This window comes from Paraburkholderia sp. IMGN_8 (assembly GCF_038050405.1).
GTDB lineage: Bacteria > Pseudomonadota > Gammaproteobacteria > Burkholderiales > Burkholderiaceae > Paraburkholderia.
Map to the genome: position 1 here is coordinate 4,388,484 of NZ_CP150900.1, position 16,300 is coordinate 4,404,783.

Below are 16,300 nucleotides of genomic sequence, written 5' to 3' on the forward strand. Positions count from 1 at the left end.
GATTTCAGTGTCCGACCGCTCTTCCGACTTCGCCGCCCTCCCCGCCGCTCACCGCGATCTTTCCTGCACCGCGCGCCAGCGCGCCCGTTTTGCCACCATGGCGGTGTTTTTCATCGCCGGGATGATGTATGCATCGTGGGGGGTGCACGTGCCGACCGTGCGCGACCGCTTCCATCTGAACGCGGCGCTGCTGTCGTTCGCGCTGCTGGCGGTGGCGGGCGGCTCGATCGGCGCGATGGCGGCGAACGCTTCGTGGATCGCGCGCGTCGGGACGCGCCGCGCCTGTCTCACGGGCGGTCTCGTGATGACGGTGTGCGCGGCGCTGATTCTGGTCGTGCCGGCTTACTGGCTGTTGCTGATCGTGCTGGCCATCTTCGGCGCGGGCATGGCCACACTCGACGTCGCGATGAACGCGGAAGCCAGCGCCGTTGAGAAGACGCTCGGCAAGCCGATCATGTCGTCGCTGCACGGCATGTTCAGCGTCGGCGGAATGTTCGGCGCGGCGGTCGGCGGCGCGTTGCTGTCGCGCGGCATGGCGCCGGCGGTTCACCTTGCACTGGCCGCGGCGGTCAGCGCGCTGGTGCTGATCGCGGCCTGCCCATCCGTGCTGCCACATGTGCCGCACGCCGACCACCCCGACGCTGCCACGCCGCGCGCCAACCGCTGGCGCTCGCCGGCGTTGTGGGCACTCGGCGCGATGGCGCTGGTCGCGCTGATCGCCGAGGGCGCCATGTACGACTGGGCCACCGTCTACATGCGCGACGTCGTGCTGGCGACGCCGGCACTCGCCAGCGCGGCATATGCGGCGTTCTCGGGCGGCATGGCAGCGGCGCGTTTCGCCGGCGACGCGGTGCGCGCCCGCTTCGGCGCGCCGCAACTGGTGATGGCGAGCGCATCGCTCGCCTGCGCGGGGATGGTCGGCGCGCTGCTGCTGCCGAATGCGATTGCGGCGCTGATCGGCTTCACGCTGATGGGCCTCGGGCTCGCCAACATGATGCCGGTGCTGTTCGCGGCGGCGGCGAGCGTCAAAGGGTTTCATGCGGCCGAAGGACTCGCGCACGTCGCGGGGCTGGCGTACTTCGGCCTGTTGCTCGGGCCGGTGATTATCGGCGCAGTGACGCAGGTGACCAGTTTGCCGATCGGTTTGTCAGTGGTGGCGGTGTGTTCGGCGCTGATCGCGGTTGCCGGTCCGAAGGTGCTGCGGCGTTTGAAAATCTGAGGCAAAACTGCGCCTCCGGCGTGTCGGCGAACGTAACGACATACGAAAAACCGACGACTTACGTTACGTTACGCGCGGCCTGCACACGGCGGTGTTCCGGGCCACATTGGCTTCTTCGGCGCTTTTATGCACCAGCGCCCGAACCGACAACCCGTTGATCCATATGCATTTTTTCGTCTGTCCGGTCATGCGGATATAGATGGCATGAGCCTTGCAGTTAGCTCCCCAGCAGTTTCCAAGTTACCGGGGAGCAGGCCATGAATCACAATTTCAAACTATCGGCGATCGCTATGTGCGTGACGTCGATGATTATTTTGACGGGGTGCGGGACCACGTTGCACACGCCGAACCTGGCCACTGGTGCGGGAAGCGGTTCCGGCGGCGGCTCGGGAAGCGGCACGCCTACACCAACTCCGACGCCTACGCCGACACCAACACCGACGCCAACGCCAACGCCCACACCAACCCCGACGCCCACCAGCGCCAATCCGATCGGCACAGTCGTTCAAAACACCGGCAACGTCGTCACCGCGACCGGACAAACCGTCTCCTCGATCGGCAGTCAGATCGGCCTGACACCGATCCCGGGCGCGAACCCGGCGACCACCAGCGCGCTCGGCGGCGTCGTATCGAATCTCGGCAATGCCGTCACCGCGCTCGGCGGGGGTGCCACGAACGGCCCCGGCCAGCTCGGCAATTCCACCGATCCGCTTGGCACGACGCTCGCGAGCAACGGCAACCTCGTTTATGACGCGGGCCAGGCCGTCAACAGCGCGGGTCAACTCGTGACCAGTCTCGGCAGCGGCCCCACCGCGCCGCTCAGTCCGCTGACCACGCCGCTCGGCAGCACCGTCTCGACGGTCGGCACCGCGGTCAGCAGCCTCGGCACCATACTCGGTTCGCAAGTGACGACAGGGCCAATGCAGCAGGTCTCGCAAACTGGGAGCACGGCGATCACGCCGATTACGGCCACGCTCGCGCAGACGACCCAAACCGTCGGCGATACAACCGGCCTCGGTTCACCGCTGAACGGCTCGCTATCAACGATCGGCCAGGGCCTCAACAGCGCGGGCGGCCAGATCAGTAGCGCCACCGACAATCCGATCGGCCAGAACCTCGGCAACGTCGTGAGCACGCTCGGCAACACGGTCACGTCCGCCGGCGGCCTGCTGACGGCTGGCAGTTCGGGAAGCGGCAACCCGCTCGGCGGCATCACCGGCATCCTCAATCCGGGCGGCGGCGATGCTTCGGGCAGTCCGCTCGCGCCGTTGACCAGCATTCTCACCGCGTTGCCCGGCACCTTGAGCAGCGGCCTGAGCAGCGGCGGTGGCGCCGGCAGTCCGCTTGCACCGTTGACCAACGTACTGACCACTTTGACCGGCAGCCTCGGCGCCGCCGCCGACGGCTCGGGCGGCCCGCTTGCACCGCTGCGCGGCGTGGTGAGTTCAGTCACCGGCGCATTGAGCGGCGCGACGGGCAGCGCCGGCAATCCGCTCGCACCTGTGACCTCGGCGGTGTCGTCACTGACCGGCACGCTCGCGTCAGCCGCGGGCTCGGGCGGCACCGGCGGGACCAGCAATCCGCTCGCACCGATCACAGGTCTGCTTACCACCGTGACCGGCGCGCTGAGCGGCACGGCGGCACCGACGGGCGGTACATCGGGCGGCGGTTTGCTCGGCGGTCTCGGCGGACTGGCGACGAAGAAGTGACGAACACGAATAACGACAGCAAATAACGACGGCAATACAAGCGTCGAAGGGGGGCGGCGAGCCGGGCAACCGGTTCGCCTTTTTTTATCGCCGCGACCTAAGCTGATGCCGCGGCGCGGGTATCCCTCCGCTTCGCCGTTTCATAGTTCGTGATACGTGTCGTAATTGCTCGAGAAGTCGTTACGCTGCAGAAAATTGGTGAAGGTCATCGTCACCGACGCGTCGAGCCCTTCGACGTAATGCCACCAGCCGATCGGCAGAAACAGCAATTCGCCCGGCGCGAGCGTGCATTCGATCAACTGCGCATTGCGCATCGACGGGAAACGCGCGTAATCGATCGCGCTGCCGTCCACGTGCGAAAAACAATGCAGGTAGTTCGCCATATGGGGCGTATCGGACAACGGAACCAGCTTGATATGTTTGCGGCCGATCACCTGCGCCATGAAGTTATTAGTCAGATCATGGTGAAACGGCGTCCTGGTGCCCGCCGGTCCGAACCAGAAGAATCCGGTATCGGGCGAACCGGCATCGAGATACTCGCGGATGGCCGGCACATCCGACCATAACGCGGCCAGTGCCGCGCGATTGTGCGAAGTGTTATTGGCCGTCATATAGAAATCGTTAGTCGAGCCGCTGCGCTCGACGAGATCGACATAATCGGCAAAGCGCATCATCCGCTTGAGCTTGGGCTGATTGATTTCATAGTTCGCATCCGACTCGCGGCCGAACTGCACTTCGACTTCGCAATCGCCGCAACGCGAGCGAAAGTAATCGAAATTCCATTGAGTACGCGCCGGCCAGAAATCGAAAGCACCGGTGATGATGACCGGCCGGTTCTGAAAGTAGTACTGCTCAAAGAATTCATCGCGCGTTAGACGTTCGCGCCGTTCGACCGTATCGCCGCAAGCGCGTAAACGATTCAACGTGCCGTACACCGACAACATCCAGTCGCGCTTACGCAAACGATTGCGCAAGCGCCCAGCACCCTGCAGATAAGGACTCGCGAGCGCTGCTTCGATTTCGCGCGCAGCTTCGGCCGCGTCGAAACCATGCCCCACCAGCGCGCCGTGCACCGCGGGCGGCGGAGCATCGAGCAACAGATTCTCGGCAATCCAGCGGCGCCAGCCGTCATCGAACGAACGGATCACAGAGCCCACGTCTTTCTCCCCAGCGGTATTCGTCAGACCGTCGGCGTCACATGCGTCCGACCAAAAGAAAAGGCACGCGGGCCATGCGGCGCGCGTGCCTTCTAACCACTTGACCGGCGACAAACAACGTTGTCGCCAGACACGCAGTTTTACATCTTCACTACGTCGAGCAGGGTCTTCTTGCCCGACTTGTAGTTGTACAGCGAGATCACGCCGTGTTGAAGGTCGCCCTTCGAATCGAACGTGGTTTCACCGATCACACCCTTGTAGTCCGTGCTCGGCATTGATGCCAGGATCTTCGCCGGATCGGTCGAGTTCGAACGCTTCATTGCGTCGACGACGATGTACACAGCGTCATACGTGAACGGAGCGTAGATCTGGATCGGCTGACCGAAACGCTTCTGATACTTGGCGAGGAACGCTGCGCCGCCAGCCATCTTTTCGAGCGCCATACCGGCTTCCGAGCAGACGATGTTGTCGGTTGCGTCGCCGGCCAGATCCGACAGCTTGTCGGTACAGACGCCGTCGCCTGCCAGCACCTTCGCGCGCAGGCCGAGCTGCTTGGCTTGCTTGGCGAACGGGCCGCCGGTAGCGTCCATGCCGCCGTACATGATCGCGTCCGGGTTTTCGCCCTTGATCTTCGTCAGAATTGCGCGGAAGTCGACAGCCTTGTCGTTGGTCGCGTCATGCGACATCACGTTCAGGCCCAGCGACTTTGCGGTCTTTTCGAATTCGTTGGCGAGGCCCTGACCGTAAGCGGTCGAGTCGTCGACGATCGCGACGCTCTTCACCTTCATGGTCTTGGAAGCGTAGTTCGCGAGTGCCGGACCTTGTTGGGCATCGGTCGCCACAACGCGGTACGTCGTCTTGAAGCCCTGTAGCGTGTACGCCGGGTTCGTTGCCGACGGCGAGATCTGCACGATGCCTGCATCGCTATAGATCTTCGAAGCCGGAATCGACGTGCCCGAGTTCAAGTGACCGACCACGGCGACGACCTTATCGTCGACCAGCTTCTGGGCGACTTGAGTTGCCGTACGCGGGTCAGCTGCGTCGTCTTGTGCGTCGAGTTGCAGCGTGATTTTCTGGCCGCCGATCGTCAGGCCCTTGGCGTTGATTTCCTCAACTGCCAGACGCGCGCCGTTTTCGTTGTCCTTACCCAGGTGAGCGATACCGCCAGTCAGCGGTGCCACGTGACCGATCTTGACAACCGTGTCGGCCGCGGCCGTTGTTGCCAACGTTGCGAACAGCATCGCCGCAGCGCTGATCGGCAACAGCTTTTGAATCTTGATGTTCATGTAAGTCTCCAGTTTCGGTCCCAAAAACAACGTAATCGCCCTGTGCCCCCCGCTTCCCCTACACGTGTCGCTCAGTCCCGTGGACGACCACGCCGGTTGCATCGTTCATGCACTTGGCCAGCACGTCCGCCAACCTGTTTGTGACAGGCGGCAAACCGTACTTGCGCGCAAGTGTAGGCTATCAAATTAAATTGTGGGACTTTTTTGAGGAAGTGGGATGAACACTAATAGCGTTTATCCAACAAGCGCCGGTTCCGCGTGGACAGACAGGCCGGAAAGCACCAGCCCATGCGGGTTTCCGCTATGTGCTGCGTTCCTCTGACTGGACGGCCTAAAGGTTTTAGCGTGTTAAACCGTTAATGGTTCGAATAGGCTTTGCGCATAAAAGCAGGCGCATCGCGGGCAGGCGCGAGAGGCGTACGAACCGCGTACGACCTGCGCACGAACCGCGCCTGAACCGCGCTGAATCAGCGTTTGAGCGCGGCGATCCGCGCCGCCGCCGCAAGCCATTCCTGATCGAGTTGCTCGACCAGTTCGGCGGCGCCCAGACCTTCGCGGCGCTTGCGGCCAATGGGTGTACCCTGGCCCGACCAGAGCGACAGATAGTCCGCGTTTTCCGCACGGCTCGCGGTTTGACGCAGTTCCTGCGTCAAAGCGTTTTGCACCGGATACGGCGCGATCTTTTGCGCTGATTCCGTCAAGCGCTGCATCAGCGGATTGCGTATGCCGCGCGCATGACGGCCGGTGATGGCGCGCGTCACGCTAGTCGCGGTGTCGGGCATCGAGCGCAAACGGCCTTTCCATGCTGGCGAAATCTCACTCTCCGCACAGGTGATGAACGCGCTGCCCATCATCGCCGCCTGTGCGCCCAATGCCAGCGCGGCGGCCACGCCACGTCCGTCCATGATGCCGCCCGCCGCCAGCACCGGCAGGCCGGTCGCGTCGGCGAGTTGCGGCACCAGCGCCATGGTGCCGATCAGCGCGTCTTCGAACGCGCCGATGAAGGTGCCGCGATGCCCGCCGGCTTCCGCGCCTTGCGCGACGATCGCGTCGGCCCCCGCGGCGCGCCAGGCCAAACCTTCGGCGACATGCGTCGCTGTGCCTATTACATATAGACCGTTTGCCTGCAGACGGGCGACATCGTCTTCAGAGAGCAGTCCGAACGTAAAGCTCGCCACCGGCACGCGCAATTCGATCAGCGTTTCCAGTTGCGCGCGGAAGTCCGGCGCGTAACGTTCGAGCGGCTGGCCCGGCGGCAAACCGAGATCCGCGCGCAATGGATCGATCGCTTCGAGCGCGCGACGTACGGTCGCATCGTCCGGCGCGACCGGCTCCAGCACAAACAGATTGACGCCGAACGGACGATCGGTCAGCAAGCGAATCGCCGCGACTTCGCTCGCGATCTTCTCTGGCGCCAATGCTGCGCCGGCGAGAAAGCCAAGTCCGCCGGCATTCGACACGGCCGCGACCATCGCGGGCGTAGTCGCGCCGCCGACCATCGGCGCCTGCACAACCGGCACCCGCATCCTGAAACGTTCGGCAAACGGCGTCACAAAACTGCCTTCACTCATAGTCGATTCCTTTTCATACAACACCTTCGCAGCACGGGCGAGCAGATACGCTCGACTGTACCCAGCCGCGCAGCAACGGAGAAATGAATAATCGAGAATGTTTCAATCGTCTTACGAGATTGTCGCTGCGCCTTGCTCGCCGTCAGCCCTCGCGCGGCCTCGCTGCACGCCCTTTCTTTTGATGGCAAACTGACCGCCCGCTTCAGGCACTCAGGCCTTTGGCATTCATTCAGACCGGCCTCGCGCATCGACGCGCAGGTAAATGGAGAGCGACATGAGCACGACTTCCCGATGGATCGATATCCCCGCCGGCAACGACAGCTTCGGCGGCTATCTGGCGCTGCCCAAAGGCGGCAAGGGACCGGCCGTCATCATCATTCAGGAAATCTTCGGCGTGAACAGCCACATCCGCTCGGTCGCGGATCAGTATGCGCAAGACGGCTACATCGCACTCGCGCCGGACATCTTCTGGCGCACGCAGCCGCGCGTCGAACTGACCTATGAGGGCGCCGACCGCGACAAGGGCATCGAGTTGATGCAAAAGACCAATGTCGATCTGGCGGTCGCCGATATTGGCGCGGCCTCCGCGGCGCTGCGCGCGATGCCGGAAGTGACCGGCAAGATCGCCGCGATCGGCTTCTGCTTCGGCGGCCAGCTCGCCTATCTGGCGGCAGCGCAAGGCTCGCTCGACGGCGCGGTCGCCTACTACGGCGGCGGCATCCAGAACAAGCTCGAGCAGGCCGCGAAGATCAAAGTGCCGATGCTATTCCACTACGGCGAACTCGACGCGCATATTCCACTGTCGGCAGTCGGCCAGATTCAGGAGCGCTTCGCGGGCCGCACGGATGCGGAATTCAACATCTATCCGAACGCCGATCACGGCTTCAACTGCTCGGACCGCGCGTCGTATAACCAGCGCGCGGCAGCGCTGGCGCACGGCCGCACGCTGACCTTCCTCGGTGAGCGCCTGTAACTCGCGCGTGTATCTCGGTTACTCTTTCCAAAAGACGGCGCGCGTCCGGCGCGCTGTTTTCTCCAATGCGCGTGCATGAACTGGAGGCGGCGGCACGTCCGGCGCTGCGGTTCATCACGCATCAGTGCAACTGGCAGATTCCAACACCCGATAGCGAGGGCTCATCCGTCGTGCAATCAGACTATCTCGCCTATGACGCCATCGGCCTCGCCGAACTGGTTCGAAGCCGCAAAGCAAGCGCGCGTGAATTGCTGGATATCGCGATCTCACGCACCGAGGCCGTCAATCCCGCGATCAATGCGATTGTCCTGAAGGACTACGATGCAGCGCGTCAACGCGCATCGCGTGACGACGCGAGCAGAGCGAATGGCGAAAATCGTGCGGATGGCGTAATCACGCAAGGCGCGCTGGCAGGCGTGCCTTATCTGATCAAGGATCTGGGCGCAGCGGTCGCCGGGCTGCGCATGTCGATGGGCAGCCGCCACTATCGTCACTTCATTCCCGCCGAGGACGCACCGGTTGTAGCGCTCGCCAAAGCGGCCGGGCTCAACATCTTCGCCAAGACCAGCACGTCCGAACTCGGCCAGATGCCTTATACGGAGCCCGAACTGTTCGGCGCGTGCCGCAATCCGTGGAATCTCGACCACACGCCGGGCGGCTCCAGCGGCGGCGCGGCGGCGGCGGTCGCCGCGGGCATCGTGCCGCTCGCGCATGCGTCCGACGGCGGCGGTTCGATCCGCATTCCCGCCTCGTGCTGCGGACTGTTCGGCCTCAAGCCGTCACGCGGACGTGTGCCGCGCGCGACGCCGGCTGCCGCTGTCGGTGAACTCGGCATCGATCACGCGGTATCGCGCAGCGTGCGCGACAGCGCGTTGCTGCTCGATCTGCTGAGCGGTAATGCGGACCGGCTGGCCGGCGCACCGGGCACTTTCCTGAGCGCCGCTCGTGAGCCCTGCAAGCCGCTGAACATCGCGTACGTCACCGAGCCGATGCTCGCGCCGTCGTTATCCGCCGACGCGCGCGCCGCACTCGATGACGCCGCGCAGCTCGCGAGTTCGCTGGGTCATAACATCGAGCCGGTTTCGCTCGGCATCGATTTCGCGGCAGTCCGGCATGCGTTCCTGACGATCTGGTCCGTGACCGCCGAGGACCTGGTGCTGAACGCCGATCGCACCACCGGCCGCAAACCTCAGCGCACAGACTTCGAAATTTCGACGTGGACGATGGCGCACGTCGGCCGCAAGCTGGGCGAACGCGGACTGCCTGCCGCGCTCGAAGAACAGCGCCGCATCACCGAACGGCTCACCGGCTTGCTGAGCCGCTACGACGTGATTCTGTGCGCGACGCTCGCCGCTCCGCCGATCAAGATCGGCGAAATGCAGCCCACCTCCGCGGAGCGCATGCAGATGCGCGCCGTCACCGCGATGCCGCTCGAACCGCTGATGAAAAAATTGCTCACCGAAGCGTCGAACAAAGCGTTCGCGTGGGCCGGCTGCACGGAGTTGTTCAATCTCAGCGGCCAGCCGGCGATGTCGATGCCGCTTTACTGGAATGCGCGCGGATTGCCGGTCGGCGTGCAGTTCGCCGCGCGTGACGGCGGCGAAGCAATACTGTTGCGCCTTGCCGCGCAACTCGAAGCCGCACGGCCATGGTTCGACAAGCGACCGCCGTTGATGCAGGCGCGCAGCTAGCGAAGCCACCCGTTCAGGCGTGCCCTCGCGAAGGTACTCAGGCTGCAGGTGAAGCAGCCTGGGAAACAACGTGAAAACGGCATGAGAAACAGCCGCTGAAAGAGCCGTTCAAGCAGGCTTGCCGCGCGCGTCGAGATCCGCGTGGCGCTTGCCGGGGATGCAGGCTACCGCGACGATCGACAGCGCCAGTCCGCCCATCACGTAGTAAGTCGGTGCGAGCGGTGATCCGGTCGTGTTGATGAGCCACGTCACGACGAATGGCCCGAAGCCGCCGAACAGCATCACCGCGAAGTTGTACGCAAGCGATAAGCCAATGGAGCGCACATTCGCCGGAAACAGTTCGGCAATCAACGCACCGAACGGACCATAGTAGCCAGACAGCGTGATCGACAGAAGCGCCTGCACGAGAATCAGTTTCGACACGGTCGGCTCCGCCGCCAGCCACGTGAACAGCGGATAGATGATCACGAGCGTCAGCACCAGCGACCACAGCGAAAGTCCCTTGCGTCCGATCCTGTCCGACCACGCGCCGGTCAGCGGCGAGAGCACGGTCAGCAGCAGGTTGCCGACGATCACCGCGTAAAAGGATTGCGCGTAAGGCAGCTTGAGTTGCTTGACGGCGAAGGTCGGCAGATAGCTGATCAGCACGTAGATCGTCACAGTGAGTGCGATCACCGCGCCGAGTCCGCACAGGATCTCGCGGCTGTGGCTGCTGAGCACTTCGCCGAGCGTCGCGCGGCGCGCGGTTTTTTGCGCGTGCAGAAAGGCTTCCGAATCGGCGAGATGCCGGCGGATATAAAACCCGATCGGCCCGATGATCAAACCGAGAATGAACGGTACGCGCCAGCCCCAGGATTTCAGCGCTTCAGGCGACAAGCCATGTGTGATCAGGGCGCCTACCACCGCGCCGAGCAGCAGCGCCGCCGCCTGGCTCGCCATCTGCCAGCTGCCGTAAAAGCCGCGTTTCGAGAACGGCGCGGCTTCGATCAGCAATGCTGTCGAACTGCCGAATTCGCCGCCAGCGGAAAAGCCTTGCAGCAACCGCCCGAGCACGATCATCAACGGCGCGCCGATGCCGATGGCCGAGTACGGCGGCGCAATGGCCAGCAGCAGAATGCCGAGCGTCATCAGCGCGATGACGAGCAACAACGCCGCTTTGCGTCCAGCGCGATCCGCATAGAGTCCGAGTACGATGCCGCCGACCGGCCGCATGAAGAACGCGACGCCGAAGGTCGCGGTGGTGAGCAGTAACGATGAGTAATCGTTGCCCGCCGGGAAGAACAACTGGGCGATCACCACCGTCATGAAACCGAACACGGTGAAGTCGTACCACTCGAGCGCATTGCCGATTACGGCCGCCGCGACGGCCCGCGTATTGAGGCTCCTTGACGCTGGTGCCATTCGAATCTCCAGCCTGCGAAAAGTGTCCCGTGGTGCGTCGCGTGTGCGCGATCTTGCGTGCCCTTGCGAGAAAACAGCGCCAGCCTCAGCAATCGCATTGGAGTGTAAAGAGCGCGCAAGCTGTTTTCAAGCAGCAAAAAGGCGTCTGACGCGAGTTGCGGCAGACGCCTCGATGATCGAACTGCAATCCGGCGCCGTCATGTTGCGGCGCGTTTGCCGCGCCGCTGAACGCGTACGCGGCGTGGACGCTATCAGGCCTTCTTGTTATATGCGCTGCACCAACCCGTCTTCGCGACCTGCTTGCCCGGGAACATTGGGCAGCCGGCGAAGGCGTCGGTCGGCTTGCCCTGATAGAAACTGCAATTGCCGCAGTCCTGGCCGGCCGCGTACTTCGCGAATTTGGCCTTGTCGACCTTGGTGGCGTCGGCCTTGTAGCCGAGCGCCTGTGCGGTCGGATCGGTTTCGGCGACGTGCGGCGGTGCGTCGGCGAAAGCCTGACGCGACAGTGCGAAGCTGGATGCAACACCAATGCTGGTGATCAAAAACGTACGACGGGAAGATTTCATGGGGACTCACTCCATTTATATTGAACTGATCGCCGTTCTGATGACAGCGGTACCCAAGGATAGCAATTAAGCCGTCGCTCGTGACGGCCCAAATGATAGAGATAAGCGAATTGGTACTGCGCCGCGCCCGACTATCGAGCGCGGCGTGCGGAATGCGGATGCCTGACGAGAACGCCAGGTGAAAACGCTGGGCGAAACCCGCTTTGCGAAACCCTATTAAGCGCGGCCGCTCAGTTCGCAGACGCGCTGCGCAATCGCAAGCGACGCCGTCAACCCCGGCGACTCGATGCCGAACAGATTGACAAGTCCGCGCACACCATGCGCGGCCGGACCTTGAATCACGAAGTCGGCGGCCGGTTCACCCGGGCCGGACAGCTTCGGACGGATCCCTGCATAGGCCGGCTGCAACGCATCGTCGGGGAGCGCCGGCCAGTACGCGCGGATCGCCGCATAGAAGGACTCGGCGCGGTGCGGATCGACGTCGTAATTGATCGTATCGACCCATTCGACGTCGGGACCGAAACGCGCCTGCCCGCCGAGGTCGATCGTCAGATGCACGCCCAGGCCGGCTTCGTTAGGCATCGGATAGATCAGGCGGCTGAACGGCGCACGGCCTGAAATGCTGAAGTAATTCCCGCGCGCGAGATAGAGCGGCGGCACATGGCGCGCGTCGAGCCCGCGAATCTTGCGGGCCAGTGTATTCGCGTACAAACCGGCGCTGTTGATGACACAGGCGGCGCTGATGGTGGTCGGCGCACCGCCGCCCACTTTGAGAACGAAGCGGCCATTGCTCGCCTCGATTGCTTCGACCGGTGCGTGGAATGCGCACACCGCGCCGTCGCGCTCGGCATCGCCCTGAATCGCCAACATCAGTTGGTGACTATCGACGATGCCGGTCTGCGGCGAAAACACCGCCTCGACGCATTCGAGCGCCGGTTCGAGCGCCTGCGCCTGGTCGCCGCTGATCCGCATCAGGTCGAGCACACCGTTCTCGCGGCCCTTCGCCATAATGCTTTCGAGCTGCGGTATCTGATTGCGCGAGGTCGCGACCAGTAGCTTGCCGCACCGGGAATGCGGCACGTTGTGCTCGGCGCAGTAGTCGTACAGCAGCTCGCGGCCGCGCACGCATAACGACGCCTTCAGCGAGCCACGCGGATAATAGATCCCCGCGTGAATCACCTCGCTATTGCGCGAACTGGTGCCCACGCCGATCGCTTCGGCCGCTTCCAGCACGATCACTTCGCGCCCGCGCGCCGCCAGTGCGCGCGCCACGGCGAGGCCAATCACGCCCGCGCCGATCACTACACATTCGATTTGATCCATGTCCCTTGACGCGGCTAACTCCACCGCGCGCTGCCTCGTTCACCCGATAATGATGAAGACGGGATGCGGCTATCGAGTGCCGCACGCCGCTCGCTGTCGAACGCACCTGCCCACACCTCAAAATTGTACGACGCTGTACAGACACAAATGCCCGCAGTCGGAGACAACTGCGGGCATTCGGTCTTGAGCGGATCTTGAATGTATGGGCCGGACAGAATCAGTGTACGCCGTCCACGGTCGCCGCGCTCGCTTCTTCATGCGAGCGATGGGCTCGCCGCGCGGCTCGCGCTGAGTTCTGCGTGCGGACGCCTTGACGCGACGCGTCCACCACGTCGGTTCTGGCTTGCGCGTGGACATCATCTCGTTATTAGCAACAATTGCCGCGACATTCACCCTATCTCAAGTATGGATTCCGTGAATTGAGGTAGTAAAAAGCCGCCAGAAGGCGGCTTGGAGGGGCAAAACAGGCCAAAAAACATCAAAAACCGATCGGTTTTCGACGATTTCCGTAGTCAAGCCGAATGTCGCCGGCGTCAATCCGATCGCGCCCGGCGATGCGCGCCGCACCGAAGCCATTGAGAATCGCGCGCCGCATTTCGCGCGGCGATGCCTGCTTCAGTACGTCGAGCGCACCGTCGCCCAGTTCGGCGGGAAAACGCAGACCCCAGGCGTGCGCCGAGCGGATCTCGTCGTAGATCGACTGCGCGATGCGGCGTGCGCCTTCGTGATCGGGCGGCGGAATCTCATAGACGTTCATGCGGTTCAGGATCGGTTCGGGAATCGAGCGCTCGTCATTCGCGGTCGCGATCCAGATCACATGGCCCGCATTGATCGGAATCTCGGCGAATTCGTCGATGAAGGTCTGCGCCGTGTCGTGCTCGAGCAGCGCATAGAGCGCGCCGAGCGGATCGTATTGCGAATCGCCCGTGGCCTTGTCGATTTCGTCGACGGCAATCACGGGGTTCGCATAGCTGCCGTTCACCAGCGCCTCGAACACCTTGCCTGGCTTCGCGTTCTTCCATTGCGACGAGGCGCCCGACAGAATCCACCCCGCCGTCAGCGAACTCATCGCCACGTATTGATAGGCGGTGCCGAGCAGGCGCGCCAACTGCTTCGCAAAATGCGTCTTGCCGATGCCGGGATCGCCGAGCAGCAGGATCGGCATCAGTTCGAGCCGGTCTTCGGTCTCGAGACACAAGGCGACCTGCTTGCGGATATCGTCGAGCGGTTCGGAAAAGTTGGGCAGCGCGTCGATCAGATCGTCGATCGAGGGCATCCGGTTCGGCTTGACGCAAAAGCGCAGGTTGCCGGTTTTCAGCATCTTTTCGTATGTGGCACGCAGCGCCTCGTTCGCGCCTTCGCCGAGATCGTTCAGCGCGGTTTCTACCTGATCGAGGTCGTACACCTGACTGAAAGACGCCACCGCGATTTCCTGTTTGACCATAGCTGTTGTCATCGCTCACCCCGTCTGGCTGGTCTTGCTGCAGCGGCCCCCTGTTGGGCGCCGTTTCAAGATCAGTGTAACGAGGCCATATTCGCGTGCAAGCCAGCAGTCGTGCGGCTCTGCTGCTAACAACGGCTTGTTATTCGCGACACCCCGAAGGAAGTCCTCTTGGGGGATTTACAACCCCAGCAGAAATTCACTATTGCTGAACGCGGCCCCCTTTGAAGTGTCAGAAAAGCGTTGCGGTCATCAGGCGTAAGATGGCCGTCTGACTACTCGGGCGGACGCCGTCCCGGACTGTCCCGGAGAATTTTTCTATGTGGAAAACCAGTATCGCGGCCGTGCTGCTCGGCACTTCGTTGCTTGCATATGCGCAACAACGGCCGGCACAGCAGGCCGTGCAATGGCAGTTGCAGGTGATGCGCGACGGCCAGCAGATCGACGCATTCGACGGCACCACGACCGTCGGCCAGGCGCGCACCGACACGCATCACAAGATCGTGCAGCACAATGTCGGTTGCAAAGACCAGCCCGCCGGCAGCCTCGATCTGGCGCGCACGGTGACGGTCTCGCCGCTGCAAGCCGATACGAACGAGATCACACTGTCGATCGAATCGCAGGAAACCTTCGAGGAAAACACCCCGCAACAAACCGACACCGGTTGCAAACTGCCGCCGCAACCGCGTCAGGTGAGCGCGAGCCATCCAGGTCTGAAGGTGCCGGCCGGCCAGTGGACCAGTTGGACGATCGTCGACAAGAACCCGAACCTGGTCTACCGCGTGCGTGCGAGCCTCGCGAATAGCGCAAATTGAAGCTGAAGCGGATAACCGCAGCGAATAACTGAAGCCCCCAAACAGAACACGTGGACAACGCGGCATGCGAAACCCCGAAGAATTGATCCGCGAGAACGTAGCGCCCAAGGATTTCATTGCGGTGAGCTGGAACCTGCATAAAGGCCGCACGCCGCTCGGCTTTCAGGCCTGGCAGGCGATGCAGCGCTGGGTTCAGTCGACCCACGCGGACGCGTACTTTTTGCAGGAAGCGATGGCGCGACGGATGCCGTCGCCGGTGCTCTCGCCCGGCTTCGGCGCGCTTCACACCGCCGATCCGTTGAGCGACGTCTGGCACTGCCAGGCCACCGAGATTGCGCGCGCGCTGGAACTGGAAATCGCGCTTGGGCCGAATGTCTTCAAGCCGTCGTGGCGGCATGGCAATGCGATTCTGTCGCCGCATCCGCTCGATCTCGGCGGACGCTGGGATATTTCCGCGCATCGCTTCGAAAAGCGCGGCTTGCTGGTGGCGCGGGCGACCTTCGGCGGTCACTCGGTCACGCTGCTGTGCGCGCATCTGGCGCTCACGCGCTCGGCGCGTTTGCGGCAGATGAACTGGATCGCCCACTGGATCGCGAAGGAAGCGCCCGAAGGTCCGCTGGTTCTCGCCGGCGACTTCAACGACTGGCGCAACGACTCGGTGCCGCTATTCCGCGAGCATGGTTTACAGGAAGTGGCGACGCTGCTCGGCGAATCGGGCCGCACATTTCCGGCCTTCTCACCGGCGCTCGCGCTCGACAAGATGTTTGTACGCGGCATGCAGCCGATCGAATGGATCCAGCCGACCCAGGAAACGGCGTGGCTGTCGGATCACTTGCCGTATATGGCTCGCTTGCGGGTCGAATGAGTTGTGGGGCGGCGCTGCCGCCTTGTTAAAAATCGCCGCGCTCGCGCTGCGCATCTCGCCGTTCCATCCTGATCTCCGCGCCTTTTTCGCCGATTTCACCCGGGTTTGCCAGTTTCGCCAGCAGGGTCAATGCTGCAGCGCATGGCGGGTTTCGGTATGATCTTGAAAACGTTGCCCGCGCGGCGCGCCTATCCGGCGCATGCCGGACAGCCGATGGCAGCCGCCGTGCGCGGTTTTCGCCCATCGCCGTACCCTCGCCGAAGCGCGGCTGCACCCACGCCAA

At 63.2% G+C, this 16,300-nt stretch carries 13 protein-coding genes; 6 read left to right on the forward strand and 7 right to left on the reverse strand.

The annotated features are described in order from the left end of the window. The first annotated feature begins 7 nt into the window (after positions 1–7). Together WN982_RS19980 and WN982_RS19985 are read left to right on the forward strand one after the other, a co-directional pair. Complete coding sequence (locus tag WN982_RS19980; protein ID WP_341313620.1) at positions 8–1,219, forward strand: MFS transporter; 1,212 nt, start codon at positions 8–10, stop codon at positions 1,217–1,219. A gap of 257 nt (positions 1,220–1,476) precedes the next feature. Further along, a complete protein-coding gene (locus WN982_RS19985) occupies positions 1,477–2,928 on the forward strand; it encodes a collagen-like triple helix repeat-containing protein (RefSeq protein ID WP_341313621.1) in 1,452 nt (483 codons plus the stop codon). Between the two features lie 140 nt (positions 2,929–3,068). On the opposite strand, the gene WN982_RS19990 is transcribed toward WN982_RS19985, so the two are convergent. From WN982_RS19990 to WN982_RS20000, 3 genes are all read right to left on the reverse strand, one after another. Further along, positions 3,069–4,085, reverse strand: coding sequence for a cupin-like domain-containing protein (locus WN982_RS19990; protein WP_341313622.1), 1,017 nt, complete (start codon positions 4,083–4,085; stop codon positions 3,069–3,071). Between the two features lie 140 nt (positions 4,086–4,225). After that, complete coding sequence (locus WN982_RS19995; protein WP_341313623.1) at positions 4,226–5,371, reverse strand: branched-chain amino acid ABC transporter substrate-binding protein; 1,146 nt, start codon at positions 5,369–5,371, stop codon at positions 4,226–4,228. A gap of 467 nt (positions 5,372–5,838) precedes the next feature. After that, complete coding sequence (locus WN982_RS20000) at positions 5,839–6,942, reverse strand: nitronate monooxygenase (RefSeq protein ID WP_341313624.1); 1,104 nt, start codon at positions 6,940–6,942, stop codon at positions 5,839–5,841. A 274-nt stretch (positions 6,943–7,216) separates the two neighbouring features. Here WN982_RS20000 and WN982_RS20005 point away from each other — a divergent pair, with 274 nt between their 5' ends. Further along, positions 7,217–7,915 carry a dienelactone hydrolase family protein gene (locus WN982_RS20005; protein WP_341313625.1) on the forward strand — a complete coding sequence of 233 codons (699 nt, stop codon included), beginning with the start codon at positions 7,217–7,219 and terminating at the stop codon, positions 7,913–7,915. Positions 7,916–8,085: 170 nt separating this feature from the next. Beyond that, complete coding sequence (locus WN982_RS20010) at positions 8,086–9,606, forward strand: amidase family protein (RefSeq protein ID WP_341315851.1); 1,521 nt, start codon at positions 8,086–8,088, stop codon at positions 9,604–9,606. Positions 9,607–9,714: 108 nt separating this feature from the next. On the opposite strand, the gene WN982_RS20015 is transcribed toward WN982_RS20010, so the two are convergent. From WN982_RS20015 to WN982_RS20030, 4 genes are all read right to left on the reverse strand, one after another. After that, entirely contained in the window at positions 9,715–11,007 is a 1,293-nt protein-coding gene (locus WN982_RS20015) for an MFS transporter (RefSeq protein ID WP_341313626.1), read from the reverse strand. A 251-nt stretch (positions 11,008–11,258) separates the two neighbouring features. Beyond that, positions 11,259–11,573: a high-potential iron-sulfur protein gene (locus tag WN982_RS20020; RefSeq protein WP_341313627.1), complete on the reverse strand. Its 315-nt coding sequence runs from the start codon at positions 11,571–11,573 to the stop codon at positions 11,259–11,261. 216 nt (positions 11,574–11,789) lie between these two features. Beyond that, on the reverse strand, positions 11,790–12,896 hold the full coding sequence (locus WN982_RS20025; protein ID WP_341313628.1) for an NAD(P)/FAD-dependent oxidoreductase: 1,107 nt from the start codon (positions 12,894–12,896) through the stop codon (positions 11,790–11,792). Between the two features lie 478 nt (positions 12,897–13,374). Further along, positions 13,375–14,352, reverse strand: coding sequence for an AAA family ATPase (locus WN982_RS20030; RefSeq protein WP_341313629.1), 978 nt, complete (start codon positions 14,350–14,352; stop codon positions 13,375–13,377). A gap of 305 nt (positions 14,353–14,657) precedes the next feature. Between WN982_RS20030 and WN982_RS20035 the strand changes: the two genes are divergently transcribed. Next, positions 14,658–15,152: a hypothetical protein gene (locus WN982_RS20035; RefSeq protein ID WP_341313630.1), complete on the forward strand. Its 495-nt coding sequence runs from the start codon at positions 14,658–14,660 to the stop codon at positions 15,150–15,152. A 64-nt stretch (positions 15,153–15,216) separates the two neighbouring features. Beyond that, a complete protein-coding gene (locus tag WN982_RS20040) occupies positions 15,217–16,017 on the forward strand; it encodes an endonuclease/exonuclease/phosphatase family protein (RefSeq protein WP_341313631.1) in 801 nt (266 codons plus the stop codon). Positions 16,018–16,300: the final 283 nt, after the last annotated feature.

Bases quoted from the DNA above. Each gene is read 5' to 3' on its own strand.
- WN982_RS20035 (WP_341313630.1), top strand. From the start codon at position 14,658: ATGTGGAAAACCAGTATCGCGGCCGTGCTGCTCGGCACTTCGTTGCTT.
- WN982_RS20040 (WP_341313631.1), top strand. From the start codon at position 15,217: ATGCGAAACCCCGAAGAATTGATCCGCGAGAACGTAGCGCCCAAGGAT.
- WN982_RS20005 (WP_341313625.1), top strand. From the start codon at position 7,217: ATGAGCACGACTTCCCGATGGATCGATATCCCCGCCGGCAACGACAGC.
- WN982_RS19985 (WP_341313621.1), top strand. From the start codon at position 1,477: ATGAATCACAATTTCAAACTATCGGCGATCGCTATGTGCGTGACGTCG.
- WN982_RS20015 (WP_341313626.1), bottom strand. From the start codon at position 11,007: ATGGCACCAGCGTCAAGGAGCCTCAATACGCGGGCCGTCGCGGCGGCC.
- WN982_RS19995 (WP_341313623.1), bottom strand. From the start codon at position 5,371: ATGAACATCAAGATTCAAAAGCTGTTGCCGATCAGCGCTGCGGCGATG.
- WN982_RS20000 (WP_341313624.1), bottom strand. From the start codon at position 6,942: ATGAGTGAAGGCAGTTTTGTGACGCCGTTTGCCGAACGTTTCAGGATG.
- WN982_RS20030 (WP_341313629.1), bottom strand. From the start codon at position 14,352: ATGACAACAGCTATGGTCAAACAGGAAATCGCGGTGGCGTCTTTCAGT.
- WN982_RS20020 (WP_341313627.1), bottom strand. From the start codon at position 11,573: ATGAAATCTTCCCGTCGTACGTTTTTGATCACCAGCATTGGTGTTGCA.
- WN982_RS20025 (WP_341313628.1), bottom strand. From the start codon at position 12,896: ATGGATCAAATCGAATGTGTAGTGATCGGCGCGGGCGTGATTGGCCTC.